The sequence below is a fragment of the Nostoc sp. genome, assembly GCF_036916975.1.
GTDB lineage: Bacteria > Cyanobacteriota > Cyanobacteriia > Cyanobacteriales > Nostocaceae > Nostoc.
Window position 1 is genome coordinate 54,776 of record NZ_JBALFF010000080.1, and the last position, 18,488, is coordinate 73,263.

11 protein-coding genes are annotated in these 18,488 nt (G+C 41.4%); 2 read left to right on the forward strand and 9 right to left on the reverse strand.

The genetic code is table 11. The features are described from left to right. Window positions 1-15 precede the first annotated feature (15 nt). Window positions 16-4,689: a response regulator gene (locus tag V7K73_RS19860; protein ID WP_334882288.1), complete on the forward strand. Its 4,674-nt coding sequence runs from the start codon at window positions 16-18 to the stop codon at window positions 4,687-4,689. A gap of 28 nt (window positions 4,690-4,717) precedes the next feature. Here the strand turns inward: V7K73_RS19860 and V7K73_RS19865 are convergent, their stop codons facing one another. Continuing rightward, window positions 4,718-5,134, reverse strand: a complete 417-nt coding sequence (locus tag V7K73_RS19865; protein ID WP_334882289.1) for an ATP-binding protein — start codon at window positions 5,132-5,134, stop codon at window positions 4,718-4,720. Between the two features lie 150 nt (window positions 5,135-5,284). Between V7K73_RS19865 and V7K73_RS19870 the strand changes: the two genes are divergently transcribed. Then, window positions 5,285-6,475, forward strand: a complete 1,191-nt coding sequence (locus V7K73_RS19870; protein WP_334882291.1) for a SpoIIE family protein phosphatase — start codon at window positions 5,285-5,287, stop codon at window positions 6,473-6,475. A 43-nt stretch (window positions 6,476-6,518) separates the two neighbouring features. Here V7K73_RS19870 and V7K73_RS19875 read toward each other — a convergent pair whose 3' ends face one another. The 8 genes from V7K73_RS19875 to V7K73_RS19910 all read right to left on the reverse strand — a co-directional run bounded on the left by V7K73_RS19875 (window position 6,519) and on the right by V7K73_RS19910 (window position 18,102). Beyond that, window positions 6,519-6,845, reverse strand: a complete 327-nt coding sequence (locus V7K73_RS19875) for an STAS domain-containing protein (protein WP_334882293.1) — start codon at window positions 6,843-6,845, stop codon at window positions 6,519-6,521. A 102-nt stretch (window positions 6,846-6,947) separates the two neighbouring features. Further along, entirely contained in the window at window positions 6,948-7,658 is a 711-nt protein-coding gene (locus V7K73_RS19880) for a PIG-L deacetylase family protein (protein ID WP_334882294.1), read from the reverse strand. Window positions 7,659-7,842: 184 nt separating this feature from the next. Beyond that, window positions 7,843-9,822: a glycosyltransferase gene (locus tag V7K73_RS19885; RefSeq protein ID WP_334882296.1), complete on the reverse strand. Its 1,980-nt coding sequence runs from the start codon at window positions 9,820-9,822 to the stop codon at window positions 7,843-7,845. Window positions 9,823-10,124: 302 nt separating this feature from the next. After that, window positions 10,125-11,576 carry a DUF3131 domain-containing protein gene (locus tag V7K73_RS19890; RefSeq protein ID WP_334882298.1) on the reverse strand — a complete coding sequence of 484 codons (1,452 nt, stop codon included), beginning with the start codon at window positions 11,574-11,576 and terminating at the stop codon, window positions 10,125-10,127. Beyond that, a complete protein-coding gene (locus tag V7K73_RS19895) occupies window positions 11,577-12,623 on the reverse strand; it encodes a hypothetical protein (protein WP_334882300.1) in 1,047 nt (348 codons plus the stop codon). Between the two features lie 157 nt (window positions 12,624-12,780). Next, complete coding sequence (locus tag V7K73_RS19900; protein WP_334882302.1) at window positions 12,781-15,582, reverse strand: DUF3131 domain-containing protein; 2,802 nt, start codon at window positions 15,580-15,582, stop codon at window positions 12,781-12,783. Window positions 15,583-16,109: 527 nt separating this feature from the next. After that, the gene (locus V7K73_RS19905) at window positions 16,110-17,177 is read right to left on the reverse strand and encodes an aldo/keto reductase (protein ID WP_334882304.1); all 1,068 of its coding nucleotides are present in this window, start codon (window positions 17,175-17,177) and stop codon (window positions 16,110-16,112) included. 124 nt (window positions 17,178-17,301) lie between these two features. After that, window positions 17,302-18,102: an SDR family NAD(P)-dependent oxidoreductase gene (locus tag V7K73_RS19910; protein ID WP_334882306.1), complete on the reverse strand. Its 801-nt coding sequence runs from the start codon at window positions 18,100-18,102 to the stop codon at window positions 17,302-17,304. Between the last annotated feature and the right edge of the window lie 386 nt (window positions 18,103-18,488).

Below are 18,488 nucleotides of genomic sequence, written 5' to 3' on the forward strand. Positions count from 1 at the left end.
TGATAAGGCTTAAGAATGAAAGTACCATTACCCGATAACGAAACACAGCGAATCGAATCTCTTTTGGAGTATAAAATCCTTGATACTCCAAAAGAAGCTGCCTTTGACGACCTTACGCGTTTAGCCTCATATATTTGTAAAACTCCCATTGCCTTAATCAGTTTAATTGATAGCGATCGCCAGTGGTTCAAGTCAAAAGTTGGTTTGGATGCGCTACAAACACCCCGAAATCTGGCATTCTGCGCCCATGCTATTATGCAACCTGAGGTTTTTGTTGTCCATGATGCAACAGTTGACGAAAGGTTTGCTGCAAACCCCCTAGTCACCTCTGACCCGAATGTTCGCTTTTATGCTGGTGTACCCCTGACGAACCCTGAAGGATATACGCTAGGAACACTTTGTGTAATTGACCATGTACCAAGAAACCTCTCTCCAGAACAAGTTGAAGCATTACGAATTCTAGGTCGCCAGGTAATCAAGCAACTAGAGATGCGGCGCACTTTAGCAAGTATGGTATTGGCGAGTGATACACGCAAACAGGCACAGAAGGCAAACAAACAATTTTTAAAAAAGATTGCTGGAGGGTTTGGGTTGGCGTCGGCAATTTTAGTCCTGATTGGCACGCTCTCGTATCATAGTACGGCAGTGTTGATTAATACAAGTAAAAATTTACTTAACACCCAAGTTACAATCAACAGTTTGCAAGAACTACTGTCTACCATAAAAGATGCTGAAACGGGACAACGCGGTTATATACTCACTAAAGAGGATGTGTATCTAAAACCATATCAAATAGCACTTGCCAAACTTGCTCCAGAAATTAAGAGGCTAAGAAAATTAGCAGCAGATGATTCTAAGCAACTGCATCAACTCAATACCCTTGAACCCCTGATTAGAGAAAAACTGGACGAACTGAAAAAGACTATCGACTTGCGCCAGAATATAGGGTTAGATGCGGCATTGGAGGTCATAAGGACAAATCAGGGAAATAATTTAATGAATGATATCCGCAATATCATTCGTGAGATGGAAAACAAAGAGAAGCAGAAGCTTGAGCAGGAGTTAAAAATCACAGAAATAAGTACTCACAATACGATTGTCAGACAGGCGATCGCTATTTGCCTAAGTTTTCTGATTTTGACTACAGTCTACTACTTTATTTATCGTGAGGGAAAAGAGCGGAAATTAACAGAGGAAACACTAAAACAAGAACGCAACTTTATCTCAGCAGTTGTTGATACAACCAGCGCTTTGGTAATAGTTCTTGACTCTAAAGGGCAAATCGTTCGCTTCAATCAAGCTTGTGAACAAACAACTGGTTACTCATTTGATGAAGTGAAAGGAAGGCATTTCTGGAACCTGTTTCTACTTCCTGAAGAGATGGAGCCGGTTAAAGCATTTTTTGAGCAGTTGGCATTTGGTGAAAGCCCTAAGGAATACGAAAACTATTGGGTAACTAAGGATGGCAGTCCGCGGCTGATTGCCTGGACAAACACTACCTTGCAAGACTATAAGGGCGACGTTGAATACATTATTGCCACAGGTATTGACATCAGCGATGTTTCCGAGGAGCTTCGTTTACGTAAACGAACCGAACAGCATCTCAAAGCAGAATATGCTACAACCCGCGTCTTAGCAGAGTCAACTTCAATCAACGAAGCTATGCCCCAAATTCTGCAAGGAATTTGCGAAAGTTTGGGATGGGATTTAAGTGAATTTTGGATAGTAGATCAGCAAATAAATCTACTGTCTTTGCTCAATACATGGTATAAATTTTCCGAGAGGATGCAAGAATTTGATATCTTAAGTCGGCAGACTACGTTTGCACCAGGAATTGGGCTGCCTGGTCGTGTCTGGGCTAGTGTTGAACCTGTTTGGATCGCTGATGTCGTTAAAGATCAGTATTTCGTCCGCTCTGAAATCGCGGCTCAAGCAGAACTGCACGGAGCTTTCGGTTTTCCAATCCGTAGTGGTAAAAAAATTCTCGGTGTCATTACCTGCTTTAGCCATGAAATCCAGCAACCTGATTTAGATTTGGCTACAGTCATGAATTCTATTGGTGAGCAAGTAGGGCAGTTTATTGAACGCAAGCAAGCAGAAGAAGAACTTCAACGCCAAAATTTGCGATCGCAACTATTTACTGAAATCACTCTCAAAATTCGTCAGTCTTTGCAAATCAAAGAAATTCTCCAAATCACTGTTACAGAGGTACAAAAAATTATCCATAGCGATCGAGTTTTGATTTATCAACCTTTGGCAGATGGCTTTGGAGCCACTATCGTTGAGGCAGTAGTTTCTGAGTGGCTGGCAATCAAAGATAAAGAGCTAGTCGATGCTTACTTTCAAACGGAATATACACAGCAATACTATCTACAACAGTATCGTCAAAAACGGAATCTGGAGCTTGCTGATTTGGATCTAGCCGAAGTCCAAAAAAACCAGATGGAATTACTGCAACAATTTGGGGTAAAGTCCAATTTGGTCATACCCATTCTTGTCAAAGAAGAACTCTGCGGTTTGCTGCTTGTCCATCAGTGCGGCAGTTCCCGCCAATGGTCTAGCTTTGAAACTCATCTTTTACGCCAAATAGCCGATCAAGTAGGTATTGCCTTAGCCCAAGCCCAAATGTTACACGCAGAAACTCAACAGCGACGAGAACTCGAAATTGCTCGTCATCAAGCTGAATTAGCTTCTAAAACCAAAAGTGCCTTTCTGGCGAACATGAGCCATGAAATCCGAACTCCAATGAATGCTGTGTTGGGCATGACAAGCTTAATGTTAGAAACTCCTTTAAACTTGGAACAACGGGATTTTATCGAAACAATTCGCATTAGTGGAGACGCTCTCTTAAGCCTAATTAACGAAATTTTGGATCTATCCAAACTTGAGGCTGGAGAAATGGCACTAGAAACTTTAGATTTTGATTTATCTACCTGTGTGGAAGAGGTGTTGGAATTATTGGCTCCCCCTGCCCATAATAAGAAATTAGAAATTGCCGCGTTAATTTATCCCAATGTCCCCACTTATCTACAAGGCGATGCTGGGCGATTGCGGCAAATTCTCATGAATCTGTTCAGCAATGCGATCAAGTTCACTAGTAATGGAGAGGTAGTATTAAGAGCAGAATTGCGATCGCAAAACTCGACTACAGCCAGCATTTATTTTGCCATCACAGATACTGGTCTTGGTATTAGCTCTGAAGATCAATGCAAATTGTTTACCCCATTTACCCAAGTAGATGCTTCCACCACCCGTAAATATGGCGGCACAGGTTTGGGATTAGCCATCTGCAAGCAACTGGTAAGCTTAATGGGAGGAGAAATTGGTGTGGAAAGCCAGTTGGGCAAAGGATCTAAGTTTTGGTTTGAAGTAACTTTTGCCAAACAACTTCACCCTATTTCCTCACAAAGCGAAGGCGGGCTTCCGACTAATCGGCGCTTGTTAGTAGTAGATGATAATACTACTAATCGCAAAATTATCTACCATCAAGCGACTCGTTGGGGAATGCAGGTAGATGAGGCTGCTTCGGCTGCTACTGCCCTCGAAGCTATTCAGGAGGCTGCCAAAGAGAAAAATTTATATGACGTTGCTGTAATTGATATGCAGATGCCAGAAATAGATGGCATGAGTTTGGGAGAACAAATTAAGGCAAATTCAGCGATCGCTAGTCTACCTTTGATTATGCTTACCTCTACTAATCAAAGGGATGAAATCCAACGAGCGCTAGAAATAGGATTTGCGGCTTATTTGGTTAAACCGATTAAAGCTTCCCGACTCCTCGATACCATCATGACTATTTTAGGAAGGCAGATGGAACAAGAGGAGTCAGAATTCAGCAGTCAGGAGTTAAAAGTCAAAAATTACGAAAATAACAGGAACTATCATTCTCGTGTCCCTGACTTTCCTAAACTTAGAATTCTCTTAGCTGAAGATAATTTGGTAAATCAGAAAGTTGCCCTCAAGCAACTCCAAAGCCTGGGTTATAGCGCTGATGTCGCTGGTAATGGCAAAGAAGCCTTGCAGCTATTAGAAAGAATTCCTTACGATTTAATTCTGATGGATTGCCAAATGCCAGTTCTCGACGGTTTAGAAGCCACAAAAGAAATTCATCGTTGGCAAGAAAGTAGCTTTGTCAGTGGTCGTCGTCCTGTAGTAATTGCGATGACCGCTAATGCCATGAAAGAAGATCAACAAATGTGCCTAGATGCCGGAATGGACGATTATCTCAGCAAGCCGGTAATCAAAGAAAAATTGGCTGCGGCGCTAGAGCGTTGGGGAGTTGTGATAGTCAAGGCAAAAGAAACAGATGTTTTGGAGCAGACGGGTTCTACAACAGATGTAGGTTTAGTTGACCTCCCAATTGATTGGAAACGTTTGCATCAACTCTCAGAAAACAATTCAGAATTTGAATTGGAACTATTACAAATATTTGTTGACGATATTCAACCTCGTTTAGAGGTAATTAAAATAGCGATCGCAACCTATGACTTTGAGCAACTAGCCCTCGAAGCCCATCAAATTAAAGGTACTAGTGCTAATATTGGAGCTACAACCATGCATCTAGCAGCAGAAAAACTAGAACAACTAGCAATCAATCAAGAGCGCCGAGGTAGTACTAACTTCATCTCAGAGTTAGAAGAGTTTGTTAAACTTATCCAAGAATTTTTAATCAAGACTCTTAATTCCTAACTCTTGGCTGCTGACTCTTGTTGTAACTTTAATAATATTTACTAATAAATAAACAGTAACGATGATCTACTGTCCGCTCATAACTCAACTTGTCGGCAATGGCGGACATGATTTTTAAACCACGACCGCGCTCTTGCTCATTCTTCTCAAATTCAGATGCATGTTGCAGTTGCTGCTCTAAGTTAAAGGGTTCACCTTGACACCAAATGCGAATTTCTATGTATTCATTTAATCGCACAGCTTCTATTTCAATAGGAGTTTCAATAGGTAAGTTTCTGTGAGCATGTTCTACAATATTAGTAAAGCCTTCCATCATCAAAGTTTGACATTCCCACCAAATTTTTTTATCGAGGATAGGTGGTTGATTAATCTGCTCGAACCAAGAAAAGACTTGAGGTGACGCTGTAAGGTCTGTGTTGACTTTTAGAGAAATTTTATTTTTCACTTGTTAACCAATAGAATATTTTGAGATGATCATATTCGGTAATTAATTTATTTAATTTGAGTAATTTCACTATACATTCTAAACTAAATTGCATATAACTTTAATTAAAGCAATTTCTGACTTTTCATCTTACTTAGCAAAATTTAATTTATGTTTAAAATTCTGGTGATTGATGATGACCCGATAGTGCGAACAGTACTCAAAAAAACACTCCAAAATCAGGGTTATGATATCAGTGTCGCCAAAAATGGCCAGGAAGGAATTACACAAGCACAATTACTATGTCCTGCTCTGATTATCTGTGACTGGATGATGTCTCAGCTAGATGGGTTAGAAGTGTGTCGTCGAATTAGGACAGATCCAGAATTAGCAACTACTTTTTTTATTCTATTGACTGCTAGAGGAGCCGCTCAAGGAGAGGTGGAAGATAGAGTTAAGGGACTTGACGCTGGAGCAGATGAGTTTATTTCTAAACCAATAGAGATGAATGAATTGAAAGCACGGGTAAGAGCAGGGTTAAGATTACACCAGCTAAATCAGGATTTACAAAGTCAAAAAAAAGCTTTGGAGACACTAAATCAAGATTTGCAAACCCAAAAGCAAATTTTAGAAGCAGAATTAGCTGAGGCCGCTGATTATGTGCGATCGCTTCTACCCTCACCACTTGTTGGAGCAGTAACTACAGAAAATCTGTTTATTCCCTCAGCACAGCTAGGGGGTGATTGCTTTGACCATCATTGGATCGACGAGGATAATTTGGCAATTTATTTGTTAGATGTATCAGGTCATGGGGTGGGTTCAGCCCTCCTATCTGTATCTGTGCTGAATGTTTTGCGATCGCAATCTCTTCCGAATACTAATTTTTGTCAACCCAGTGAAGTCTTAAAAGCCCTCAATCACGCCTTCCAAATGACGAAGCACGGTGATAAATACTTCACAATCTGGTATGGAGTTTATCACCGCCTTAAACGCCAACTCATTTATGCTAACGCCGGACATCCACCAGCTTTATTGTTATCTAATACCTCTACAACAAGTATCCAAGTTAAACAGCTAAGTTCTTTAGATTTACCAATTGGCTTTTTACCTGATGTCAAATTTGAGGATGCTGTTTTTGATATCGAAGAAAATAACACTTTATACATCTTTAGTGATGGTGTTTATGAAATTAATCAGTCAGACGGTAAAATTTGGGGTATTGATGCTTTTATTGACTTACTAACGAAATATAGCCAAAAAGATACCTGTAACCTAAATCAACTATTAGCAAATATTCTCACCTTAAACGATCACGATAATCTTGATGATGATTTATCTGTGGTAAAAGTTAACTTTGGCTAGGATAGTCAAATCTGCATCTTCAAATTTTGTCTTGTCTAGCTGATTACTGTGTTGCCAATACTTGACGATTGAATTCATCTTGGTCAGCAAAGGTTTGAAAAATTCTATCCATTTTAGTCAGTTCAAATAACATCCTGACTTGATCGCTTATAGAACAGACAAAAAGTTTTTTATTAGCAGTTCGCACCATTTGCATCGCTGATACTAAAGCACCTAAACCAGAACTATCGATAAACTTTACTTCTTTCATATCAATTAACAAAATATCGGCTCCATTTCCTAGAATACCGCTAATTTCCCGACGCAGTTCATTACCTCTAATCCCATCTAAAATTCCAGATAATTCTAGCACGCTTACACTCAAATTCATGGTTTTTTCCGATTATTTTGCTTGCGATTATGTATTTATATTTTGGCATCGACCTAAGCAAACTGCAATAGAGAAAGCAATACTTTTGTGCTTTATGTGCAATTAACCGTGTTTGATTGCTTGGTAGCTATTATTTGCTATTGCAGTAAAAAAGCTACCATCTACACATTGCCGCGAAACTTCAAAAGCTTCAAAATAACCATCTTTCTGTCCTAACTCTCTTGCCCAAAAACGAGATAAAACTAGTATGGCATCAAGTTGCATAAATGCCTTATTTAGCTCTGATTCATAACAATCGATAGCTGCAACTTTTTCTTCAATTACAGAGGTAATATCCACAAAAAAGTTAGGTTCAAAACCACGCAAAAAAACAGGTGGCGCTGAATACCATAGAGATATATTTTTTCGCGTAGCAACATTAGAAACTGCGATCGCACACACTTCATGATCTCTATGTCCATATTTTTCAGGTTGTGGTGCATGAGTAATAATCAGATCCGGTTGCCAACGCCTAATAGCTTCTTCAGTAACTTTAATTACTGCTTGTGTTGAGAAATTGCACTCCTCAAGTGCATAAAACTCGTAAGTTGCACCGATGATTTTACCAGCTGCATCTGCTTCTTGATGACGTGTACCCTTAATAGGTGAACTAGAATGATCGCCATCAGTCAAAATTAAGCAACGAACATTCCATCCTGCCTTGGACATCAGACTGAGAGTGCCAGCAGCAGGTAGAACTTCATCATCAGCATGAGCATAAATTGTTAAGACAGTCCGTTGAGCAAAATTATTTGAATCTAAATAAGTGTTCATCGCTGTTTTGTTTTTAAATTGAATTTACAACTCAGAAGTTATGGATTATTTATTATTTACCTCCTCTTATCCTGTTTTGTTTAGTAGTACAGATCGGCAGAAATAAACTTACCATTTCATTACAGCCAGAAAGCCCCAAATTAAAGTTTTTTACTTTTGACTTTTGCCCAGCGGCGCTAGCCTCTTAAACTTCTTTTGATGGTTGCCAAACAGATGCGCGGATGATAGCCCATAAAAGTAACAAGTTATAAATAGCCCATGCACCATTGAGTAGGTGAACCAAAGGATTATTTAAATGACCAATTGCAAAACGGTAAAGACTCCACAAGATTCCTAAAATAGTCAGGGCGAAGACAACCAACTGTGGCCAAACGAGCCGAAGATAAATCCCGGATTGACGTTGCTTAGGTGTCACTTGGAAATTGAGTTTTTGTCCTGTGAACACACTCCATACGGCTTGGATTAATAACGGGAATAAAGCGATCGCATATTGTTCTGAACGCCAAACTTCTCTAGCCTGAATGCCCCAAGTAGCTGCTATAAAAGTTAGACGGTTGATAATAAAAGCTGGAAAAAAGTGTATAGCAAAGTCTGCTCCGTAGGTTTTAACTGGAACTATGTCTGTAAAAAAATAGATAATTGGACAAGAAATAAAAACCAGAGTTGCAAAACCAGAGAAATAACTATACATCGTCTGAAAATATTGCAACCTCTGCCAAAACATTAGCCCTGATTTTGTCAGTGGATTTTCCCTGACTAGCACTTGAATAGTTCCTTGCGCCCAGCGTAGCCGTTGTTTAAGAGTAGAACTCAAGTCATCTGGTGCTAAACCTTCTGCCAAAAGTTCATTGTGATAAATTGATTTCCAGCCAGCACTATGCAGACGCATGGCTGTATTCATATCTTCGGTAATGCTATTACTCGATACCCCACCAACTAAATCAAATTCATCTAAACGTTTTTCATTTTTGGCAAATTCATCAGCAAAGTTTTGCAGTCCTACACTAACTAATACTTCACGCCTCAGTATCGCATTTGTACCTGTATAAAACGCAGCATTCATGCCATCTTTACCTTGTTGAAGTGGCCCATAAAATAAATTTGATCGATGTCCAAAAGGATCGCCTGGAGGAATATTGTAAAAATCCTGGCGAGTCTGTACAAAAGCAATTTGATTCTGGTCGTATTTTCCTGTTGAAAGATTATAGGTGTAGAAATAAGGCAGAACTCGCTTAAGAAAATTTGGCTTGGGAATGTGATCCGCATCTAGAGTAACAATAAAATCTCCTGCCGTTTCCCCAGAAAAAATTGCATAATTGATGTTGCCTGCTTTAGCATGATGCGCTACACCAGGCGTCTTGGGACGAGCAATGTAGCGAAACCGGGAGAGTTCCACCAGTTCTAGTTCTTTTTTGCGAATAGCTTCTTCTAAGGCTTTACGTTCGGTAGTTAAGCGATGGCTAATACTTTGATGCTCTGGAGGTAACCAAAGAATAAACTGTCGTAGACTTTGGACAAATTCGCTAGTAAACTGGTTCACCACCGATTCTGATGATTGCAACCATTGTTCAGCAGCTTGAGTATTAGGTGTCAGATTTTCTAGTTGCTTTAGGCGCTCCAACAAACTAGAGTGTTCTGCATCAATTTGATTCGCTTCTCGCTGTAGTTGCGCTGACTGCAAATCCTCGATACACAATCTTTCTGTCATCGCTCGCATATCAGCCGAGTTACCATCATCAAGGACATAAACCCGTAACTTTGTTGGCGGATAATCTATTGCTAGAGCAGCTTTGGCAGTTTCTTCTACAATTGTCGGCGGCTCGTTGTAGCAAGTGACAAACACATCCACTGTTGGCCAGTCGGATCTGGGTATAGGTGGGATCATCTGGTCGAGAGACTTAATCTGTCGCACCAAAGGACGCCACAACCCAATTACAAACATTACGCCACCAAAATAGCTATAAATCTCTGCTATCAGCAAAGGAATCGAGATCCACAGCGCATCAAAATTGATCGAATGGGTGATGCGCCATTGTAAATACCAGATGCCAAAAATTAAATTTATTTCTGCCAGGTAGCGAAACAACAGCGTTCTTTTTTTGAGTGATGAGCGACTGTTACCAGAAAAATTTGAGGAATTATCACTAATAGAAACTGAAGCCATGTTAGTACCAGTAATTAAATTAATTCGTAATTCGTAATTCGTAATTCTTAAATTTTGTTTTGTAATGAAGAGTGCTGTTGTGGGGACGGTTTCCGACTCGCATTACAACGTGCGGTTTAGCGCAAAGTGCGGTCTTGGGGTTTCCCCCGCCGCAGGATGCGCGGAGCGCACTACAGGAGCAACTTTGCATTCGCAGTCCCCAATCGCATTACTTGCTTTTTTATTGAATCGGGGGACTTAAACCCAGGTAACTCGTTAAAAAATTAAAAATTGATAATTAGAAATTAAAAATTATTTAAATTCTAATTTTTAATTTCCGAATGGTCAAGCACTAGTGGATATTTGCCTCTAGCTTGGTAAAGCAAACTTTCTAAAACGATCGCATTCGTATTAATGTCAACTGAAGCATTAACACCTAGTTTGGAATTTTCATATCGTCCTGAAAGATAGCCACGATTTTTATCGGCTAAATTTTGAGCAAAATCTCGCAGCTTTTTCGTGTAAGGCTGATCTGGCATGAGCGCAAACCAAGAGAATGCTGCTTTCGTACTGATAAACCGCAATTGGGGATAGGTTTTTCCCCCGGTGTTTACGGCTTGCCAAGGTTGACCATCGGCGTAGACACTGTAATACAGAAAGTAAGGAGGACGATCTAAGGAATCTTCATTTACAGCTGTTAAAATGCCAGTGCGTTTAAACCGTTGTTGTTGCACTTTAAAAAGATTTTGCACTTGAGTTTTAACAGCATCATTCCAACCCATTTCTAAACCCCAGAGTAAATAAGGGTCATTCGTCAGGTAGTTAGTAGCTCCAGAGTTTTTGAAATTACGCTCGTCGATTTGCAGTTTAATTCCATCTATTTCAACCGTTTTTACTGGTGGATTGGCAAGAGCATTTGAAGCTTGTATATTCCACAGCTTTAAACTCTGGGCAGCGTATTGCTCGTAGCCTAATCGCCCTTCCTGCACTTCGAGAAGTTTTCCTGCTCTGGGAATGGCACCATTTAACCAATCATCTTTGACAAGTTTTGATATATGCCAACGAGCGACAATGCGATTAATGCGGGAAGCGAAGGTGTCGGCTTTGGGCGAATCCCTATACTCTGGATAATGCGATCGCATAACATGCAATGCTAATAAAAATCGCGCCATATCCAAAGCTGACCAACCACTTGTACCCTTGGGATCGGGGGTATCATTGAGTTGGCGCATTTGGGCAGTACGCGTGCTATAAGCTTTGTTGGGTAAACCAGTTGCAGGTAGCGGTAGTTTTTCTAACGTCTGTAGCAATGTGTTCATCCGCTTTTGAAAAACATCTTGCGGCAATAACCCTAACTGGTAAGCCGCATGAATTGCTAGTAAGGCGCTACCTTGATCCCACCAAGTTGTCCACGGCAAGTTATCTGCCGAATTTACTAAACCTGTTTGAAGATTCCAGTTACGCTCAAAATACTTCCAAGCCCGCCCAGCAGCAATTTTATCCGCTTCTTGAGTCAAACGTGGAAAAGAAGTTGTTGGCGTTGGAGTAGCAGGTTTTGGTGGTAGTGGCGTGACTATAGGAGCAACCGGTTCTAAAACGGTTTGTGGCGTTGGTGTTTGGACATCAACATTAAAGTTATCAGGGGCAGCAATGAGCGTAGATGGAGTAGGAGAACATTGCCACATCACCGGACTCGGACAAATCAGAGGTTGTTGATTTGCCGTTGCGTACAAAACTGATTGCAAAATCATGATTTTGATGCCGCTTGTTGCCATTTATATCTTCTTTGCCAATTCAGCAGGTGATAAATATCCGAAAGCTGGATTATTTGTCGCGTCTTTATAACCAGCAGATTTACCGTTATTACTGTTAATTGCCCAATCACATTCCTTATTAATATTGAAATAAAGAATGGCTCTTACACCCATACCAGCTAACTGAGTGTAAGAGTCTCGTAACCATTGGTCTTTGCTACTCTTGGGCAAACCATTTTGCGTATTACTCGTACTAGCTGTTTGAGCAATAAAAATCGGCTTACTGCCAGCCATAACCTTCATCCGCTTGATATATGGTTCAAAAACTTCTTTTGGGCTACTCCAGTGTTTCCAAGAAGAATTACTACAATATCCCCAGTTGTATGAACTAAAGGCAACAACATCTACCGACTTGTCCCCAGGATAGTAGTTTTCAAAGCGATGTTCATTGTTTTCACTCCAACCATTAGGCGCAAATACCCAACGAATTGCCTGTGAAGATACACCAGCTTCTTTAAATATCTTTTGGATGCGTTGATAAGCTAACTTGAAGTTCTGTGGGTCTTGGCTGTATGCTTCTCCGGGAATGTTCATCTCTTGCAACGGAGCGATAAACGCAAAACGACCCTCGCCTTGTTTTGCCCAGTCAGAGTATGCTTTTGCGACTTTTTGCAGAGAACTATCTACGTCTCCCCTAGCAATCTGTGCGGCTGAACGAGTCGATTTGAGATTAAGAAAGCCTGTGTATCCGTTGTGCTTGAGTTGTTCTAAGGAAAATGGGATGTTGTAAGCAGGATTCGAGTCTTCGATATCAAAGAAAAATCCAGCAATAGAATGATGCTTACCAACCCATTGATCGATTTGACGCAATTGGCTGTCAATTGTACTTTGACTTCCGATGTAATCTGGGGTGTATAGTCCCAGTAGTACGGGAGGATTGGAAGTTGTTTGGTTTAATTTCTGGTTTTCGACTTGTTTTGAGGCATCAGCGATCGCCATTAAATTTTTACTCGCAAAGATGCTTCCTAGTAAAATTAGCATCATCAGCGCCAGTCGTACCTTGTTCATAGATTTGAAGGAATAACCAGGGATTTGGAATCGAGATGCAGTTACTAGTGCAAGCTAGTAACTGCATCATGTATAAGTATTCCCAAATACAACTGAATTAATAACAAACACAGCTTTGTAATTATGGAGGATAAACCCCTGCCCCCTGCATTCCAACTTATTCTGTGGTTTTCGTACCAGTTAATAACGGAGTATTTTTGCTACCTGAAACCCAGTAACTTCCAGAAGGATCAGAAATTAACCTGGTTTGTTGTGTGGCAGCAGTAGGTAAACCTCGCCCAGAATCTCCCTTCGTAACTTCTTGCCACCAAGGAGATTTCATGTTAATAGCCGGACGAATTAGGGGTTGGCGATTCATCAGGTCATACAGCAAGGATTGCAAAATCATACTGTTAGTGCTGCTGGTGAAACCGACTGCCGTTTTACCTGTGGCTTCATAGAAACCCTCATAAAATCCGGCTAATGGATTATATAAGTCAGTCGTTTTTTGCAGTAAGTCTTGACTGTACTTGTTTTGTGGAACCAGGGCATGATAGGCAAAAGCGACTGCTGTACTTACCACTCGTCCCTTTGGTACAATTTGCCCGTCATCTGCTAAAGCCACCCAAGATTCACCGCGCCCAGTAATTGTGCTGTGGACAGTGTAAGGTTTACGATCAATTAGAGTGGTGGCTGAGGCTGTGAGAGTTCCAGTCCGACGGTAACGTTCAGCTTGCGCCTGAAAAATTGGAACGAATAGCGATCGCATTTGTGGATCTAGTCCAAACTCCAGTGCATAGAGTAAGAATGGATTGCTAACTGTGTATTGGTTTTTAGAGTTAGTATCTCTTCGATGGCGTTGGATTGGGACTTTCACACCCTCTACTGAAGCTGTTTGATATTCACCCCCAACAGCAGAACCATCAACATTAAATCCCCATAATTGGAAAGCCCGAGCCGCATATTCTTCATAACCCAAGCGCGTTTCAGGGTTGACGCGGATAAGCGATCGCCCAACTTGTTCTTTAGCGGTTGTAGCACTGGAGAGAATACCCTCACGCACCACACGCAAGTATGACCAATCCAGCACAATTTTATCTACCGCAGCCGTGTATTGTGGATGACAAGTTTTTAAGTTGTAAAGCCCTGCCAGTATCCTGCCTAAATCTAAAGCTGACCAGCCGTTGCCTTCTGGAACTGGATTTCCACCATAATCTACTAATTGCAGCGATCGCGTATCATAACCCCGACCAGGCAATTCTTGCTCAAATAATGGTAACTTTGTGAAGGCTCCTAAAAGATGTCGGGTGCGCTGGTCAAATTTTTGAAGGGTAATTATATCGAGCGATCGCGCTGCATGGAGTGCTGCCAGATAATCTCCCAATCCCCAGAGGGTTGCACCTTTTAAATCACTGCGATCGTCTATTAGCCCACTGTTAGAGTGATAATTCAGTTGAAAGTATCGCCAGGCCGCTTCTGCATAATGCCGTTCAATTACTGACAGTGGTCGATCTAGTTTGAGATTAGATGATGAGTGGGGACTATCAACTGGTGGAATGGGTGCAACAGCCACTTCTGTAGGTTTAGTATCCCCAGGGGTTGCGGTAGGAGTCGTAACAGTAGAATTCGGTTGATTTGAAGGTGTTGCAGAAGAAGCATTTTCACTGGGCTTGCCAGTAGATACAGTTACAGAATCAGAAGTAATTAAAGGGTGATTTCCCTTAGCTTTGTAGTATAAAATCTCCAAAATCAGCCCATTAGTATTACCTGTCAAAGCTTTATTGGGTTGTTTTGATTCTTCATAGATACCAGCATAGTAACCATTATCATCAGGACTGCGGAGATCCTTGACAGCATCAAAAACTTTTTTAGCATAAGCATTATCTGGAAAAAGATAGCGCCAACCAAAAGCAGCTTTGGTGCTAATGCTACGAAACTGTGGATAAGGTTGATTAGTATCCGTGATTGTTGCCCAGTTTGCACCGTTGGCATAGACGGTGTTGTAGAGAAAATAAGGCGCTTGATCGATATTATCTTCTGTGACAGCAGTCAACTGACCTGTGGTATCATAACGCCGTTTTTGCACATCTAAAACTCTGGCAGCAAAATCAGCTAACTCACCTTGCAAGCCAAACTCAATCCCATCAAGAATATAAGACTCACTAACAACGTAATTATTAGCGTTGGTGCTTTTAAAGTCACGGGTATCAACGGGAATTTGCACACCATTAATTTCGACTAACTTAAATGGTTCTAAAGAAATAGCCTTGGGTGCAGAAAAACCCCAAAGTTGATAACCCCTAGCCCCGTATTCTTCATAGCCAAGTCGGCCTTCTTGCACCAGTAATGTTTTGTTGTCTGGAAGAACAGCAGCTCCATAAAGTTGTCCATCTTTGAGCGATCGCGCTACCTGCCACTTTGCTACAATTCCTTTGAGCCAATCATTATATTGTGGATGACAGGTACGGATAACATCAAACGCCGCAAGTATTCGCCCGACATCCAAAGCAGACCAACCAATACCCCGCTCTAATGGATTATTGCCATAATCAACAATTTGTGCATTGGCTGCGTTATAGACTTTATTGGGCAAGGTATCTTCAAATAACTTTAGGCTACTGAGAGTCGTTAAAAATTTGTTGAGGCGTGTATCAAAATCTGCTTGGTCAGTAAGATTCAACCAGCGTGCAGCATTCAACGCCATCAGATAATTCCCCATATCCCAGAGTGTACCAGAAGGATAACCCCCAGTAGAATTGGTAAATCCTGTTGCTGGCTGATAGTTTTTGACAAAATACTGCCAAGCAGCATGAGCATAAGTTTGTTCTTCAGGGGTGAGCGGGGCTGTAATATTGCTACAGCTACTGGAATTTTGGGATAACACAGGTGTCGGGATGTAAAACAACAATTGCAGAAATGTCCCAATTAGGAACAATGCAATCCATCTCAACAGCTTTTGTTGACGGGGTTTGTATATCATAATGCTAAGAAGGAGCTAGGAGCGTCATATTTAAACTAAAAGTGATGGGAACACAAAATTTTCCGGATCTAAAAAAATTGCAAATTCAGTCTAACCAAAGAAATGAAAAATTGACAAAAATACTTAGGTGTTATCTCTTTGCGATATTCAGATTCCAAAACCAAATGGCACGCTTGTAGGACTTACGCAAAAAAACTCTCTTTCCTCTTATTCCTCCGTGGCCTCTGCGTCCTCTGTGGTTCGATTTTCCGTTCCTTGTGCGTAAGTCCTGGCTTGTTAAGCCAGCAATTTTCATTATGAGAATAGACAAAAATTTACCGTGTAATACATGGAATTTCTACCTAATTCCATGTATTACACGGTATTGTGAATATTCTCAAAAAAATTTTGACCTCTGAAACGGGAGATAAAGCCTGTCGCCCAGATGTAACTAGCAGTAATAGAGGACGCAAGAAATCTACTACTGCGCTTTCTGTTGGACTGTTGCCTACACTGTACCGCAATGTCAGTGTAGGTAGTTCACTTTATTATCCGAGCCATTGCGGATTCTTAGCTGTACTATCAAAATGGCTACTCGTTTTAAACAATTCATACTGTCCTTGAGCAGCAGCTTGGGCAGTTCGTGCTAGGAGTGCCGCCATCTGTTGTTGACTCATCGGTTGAAAGGTCCGTACAGCTTCTAATGCTTGGTCGAGAATTGGTAGACTATCAATACCTGTAATTACCACTGAAGTGGGTAAGTTCATAGCATAGTGAAGACACTCGATTGGATTAACAGTGTTACTCTTAAGAATAAATTTCCCGCCCATTGGCTTCATGCTTAAAACACCAATTTTCTCCTTTAACGCTACAGGTAGAACTAAGTGTTGAAAACTCCGAAAATGCGCGTCCATAACGTTTAGTGGCATTAGCAGTGCATCGAAATGAAAGTTGTTTTGGGCTGCAATTTCCAACATCCGAAGATGAACTAAAGGATCTTTGTGTCCGGTAAAACCGATGTAACGAACTTTACCAGCTTTTTGTGCCGCTAGCATTGCTGACAATGCCCCACCAGGAGCAAAGATTCGATCTGGGTCTTCCATACGAATAACTTCATGGAATTGCATTAAATCTACATGATCTGTCTGTAAACGCTTCAGAGACTCGTCAATTTGTTTAGCCGCAGCTTCCTTAGTGCGACCATCAACTTTAGTCATCATAAACACCTTTTGACGATAACCGTTGCGGAGTGCCTTCCCCATACGGATTTCACTGACTCCGTTGTTATAATCCCAACTATTATCCATAAAAGTGATGCCGCGATCTATGGCACTGCGGATAATTTTGATACTCTCTTGCTCTTCTTTTTGTTGCCCAATGTGAGAACCACCTATCCCGATGATTGAGACTTTTTCTCCTGTGTGTCCTAGTGTTCGGTAAAGCATTTCACCGCTTTTAGTTGTCTCTGGGGTTGGTAAAGAAGTAGTTGTTGCTGGTGACTGCGCTTGAATGGATTCGTTTCCAGCTACAACAGGTTTGAGTAAAAGTTCGCTAGCCGCTAAACCTGCGCCTAAACCCGAAGCCGCTTTCAGAAAATTTCGTCTTTTGATATCCATCTATTTTTTTCCTTACTACCTAGTTCCAGCCACTTGTAAGTGTGCTAAATAATTCTTTCATTGACTCCACGCCCTACACAAAGCGTTCAATCGCTAACTGAGCGTCATATTTCCCTGGATTGGATTAATTGTTAGCCGATCCTGGCTCAGTCAGTTGGCGGTGCTGTTCTGCATTAACGGTATCCGGCAAAACCTTGCTGATATTGCCCTGAACTTTGGTTTTTAATGAGCCTGCAACGAGGTCATCTTTACCTGCCATCAGAGCCTCAAACGCTTGTTTGGCAACAATAGCTGGGTCATCCTTCTTATCCGCACCCACCTTAGTATCATCCATTCCAGCTCGGTGAAAGAAGTTTGTATCCGTTGGCCCAGGCATGAGGGCTGTGACTGTTACACCCGTGTCTTTTAATTCGTTGCGAAGTCCTTCTGAAAATGAGTGGATAAAGGCTTTCGAGGCTGAATACACCACCTCAAATGGGCCAGGCATGAGGGCAGCAATTGAGGATGTAAAAAGAATTTTGCCCTTACCGCGATCAACCATATCTTTGACTACTCGTTTGGCGAGATGAACCGATGACACCACATTCAGGTTGATCAGATTCAGTTCCTCCTGCAAGTCAGTCTCAGTGAACTTGCCACCAACGCCAACTCCGGCATTAATGGCGATCGCTTCCACCGGTCTTCCAATGGCTTGAATTTGGCTAATTAGGGTTTCGACTCCATTGTATGTGCTTAGATCCGCCTGCACGGTTTCAACAACAGCACCTAGTTCTTCAAAAGCACCAGCCGCTTCGTTGATGCTAGATCCGGTGGCTGTAATCAGCAGATCAAAGCCATTTTGAGCAAACTGTTTGGCGAGTTCATAGCCGATACCACTAGAGCCACCCGTTACAACGTCCAGGGGACGGGTTAATGTCTGATTCATAATCTTAACTCCTATACATCTAACTGCTTAATGCTTACTTGCGTAAGCGAAGCTCGTCGTAGACATCGCTGAGTGCAAACGCAAGCAATGCGATTACAAGCTTTCAACTTTTACCATCCTACGGAAGTAGTTGTGCGATCGCGTCTTCCTAGTGAAAGATAACAATTGTGTATTTTATAGTTATGAATATAGGGGTTCCCAGATGGGTAAGGTACAAAAAATAATTAACCACAGATGAGAGCATCCCAATGAGTGCTTAAATTTTTTCCCTCACCCCCAGCCCCTCTCCCGATTCCGGGAGAGGGGAGACATAATTCTAGTTCCCCCTCCCCCCTAACCCCCAACTCGTCGCTCTAAGGGGGAAAATTCAAAGTCTCTCTCCTTAA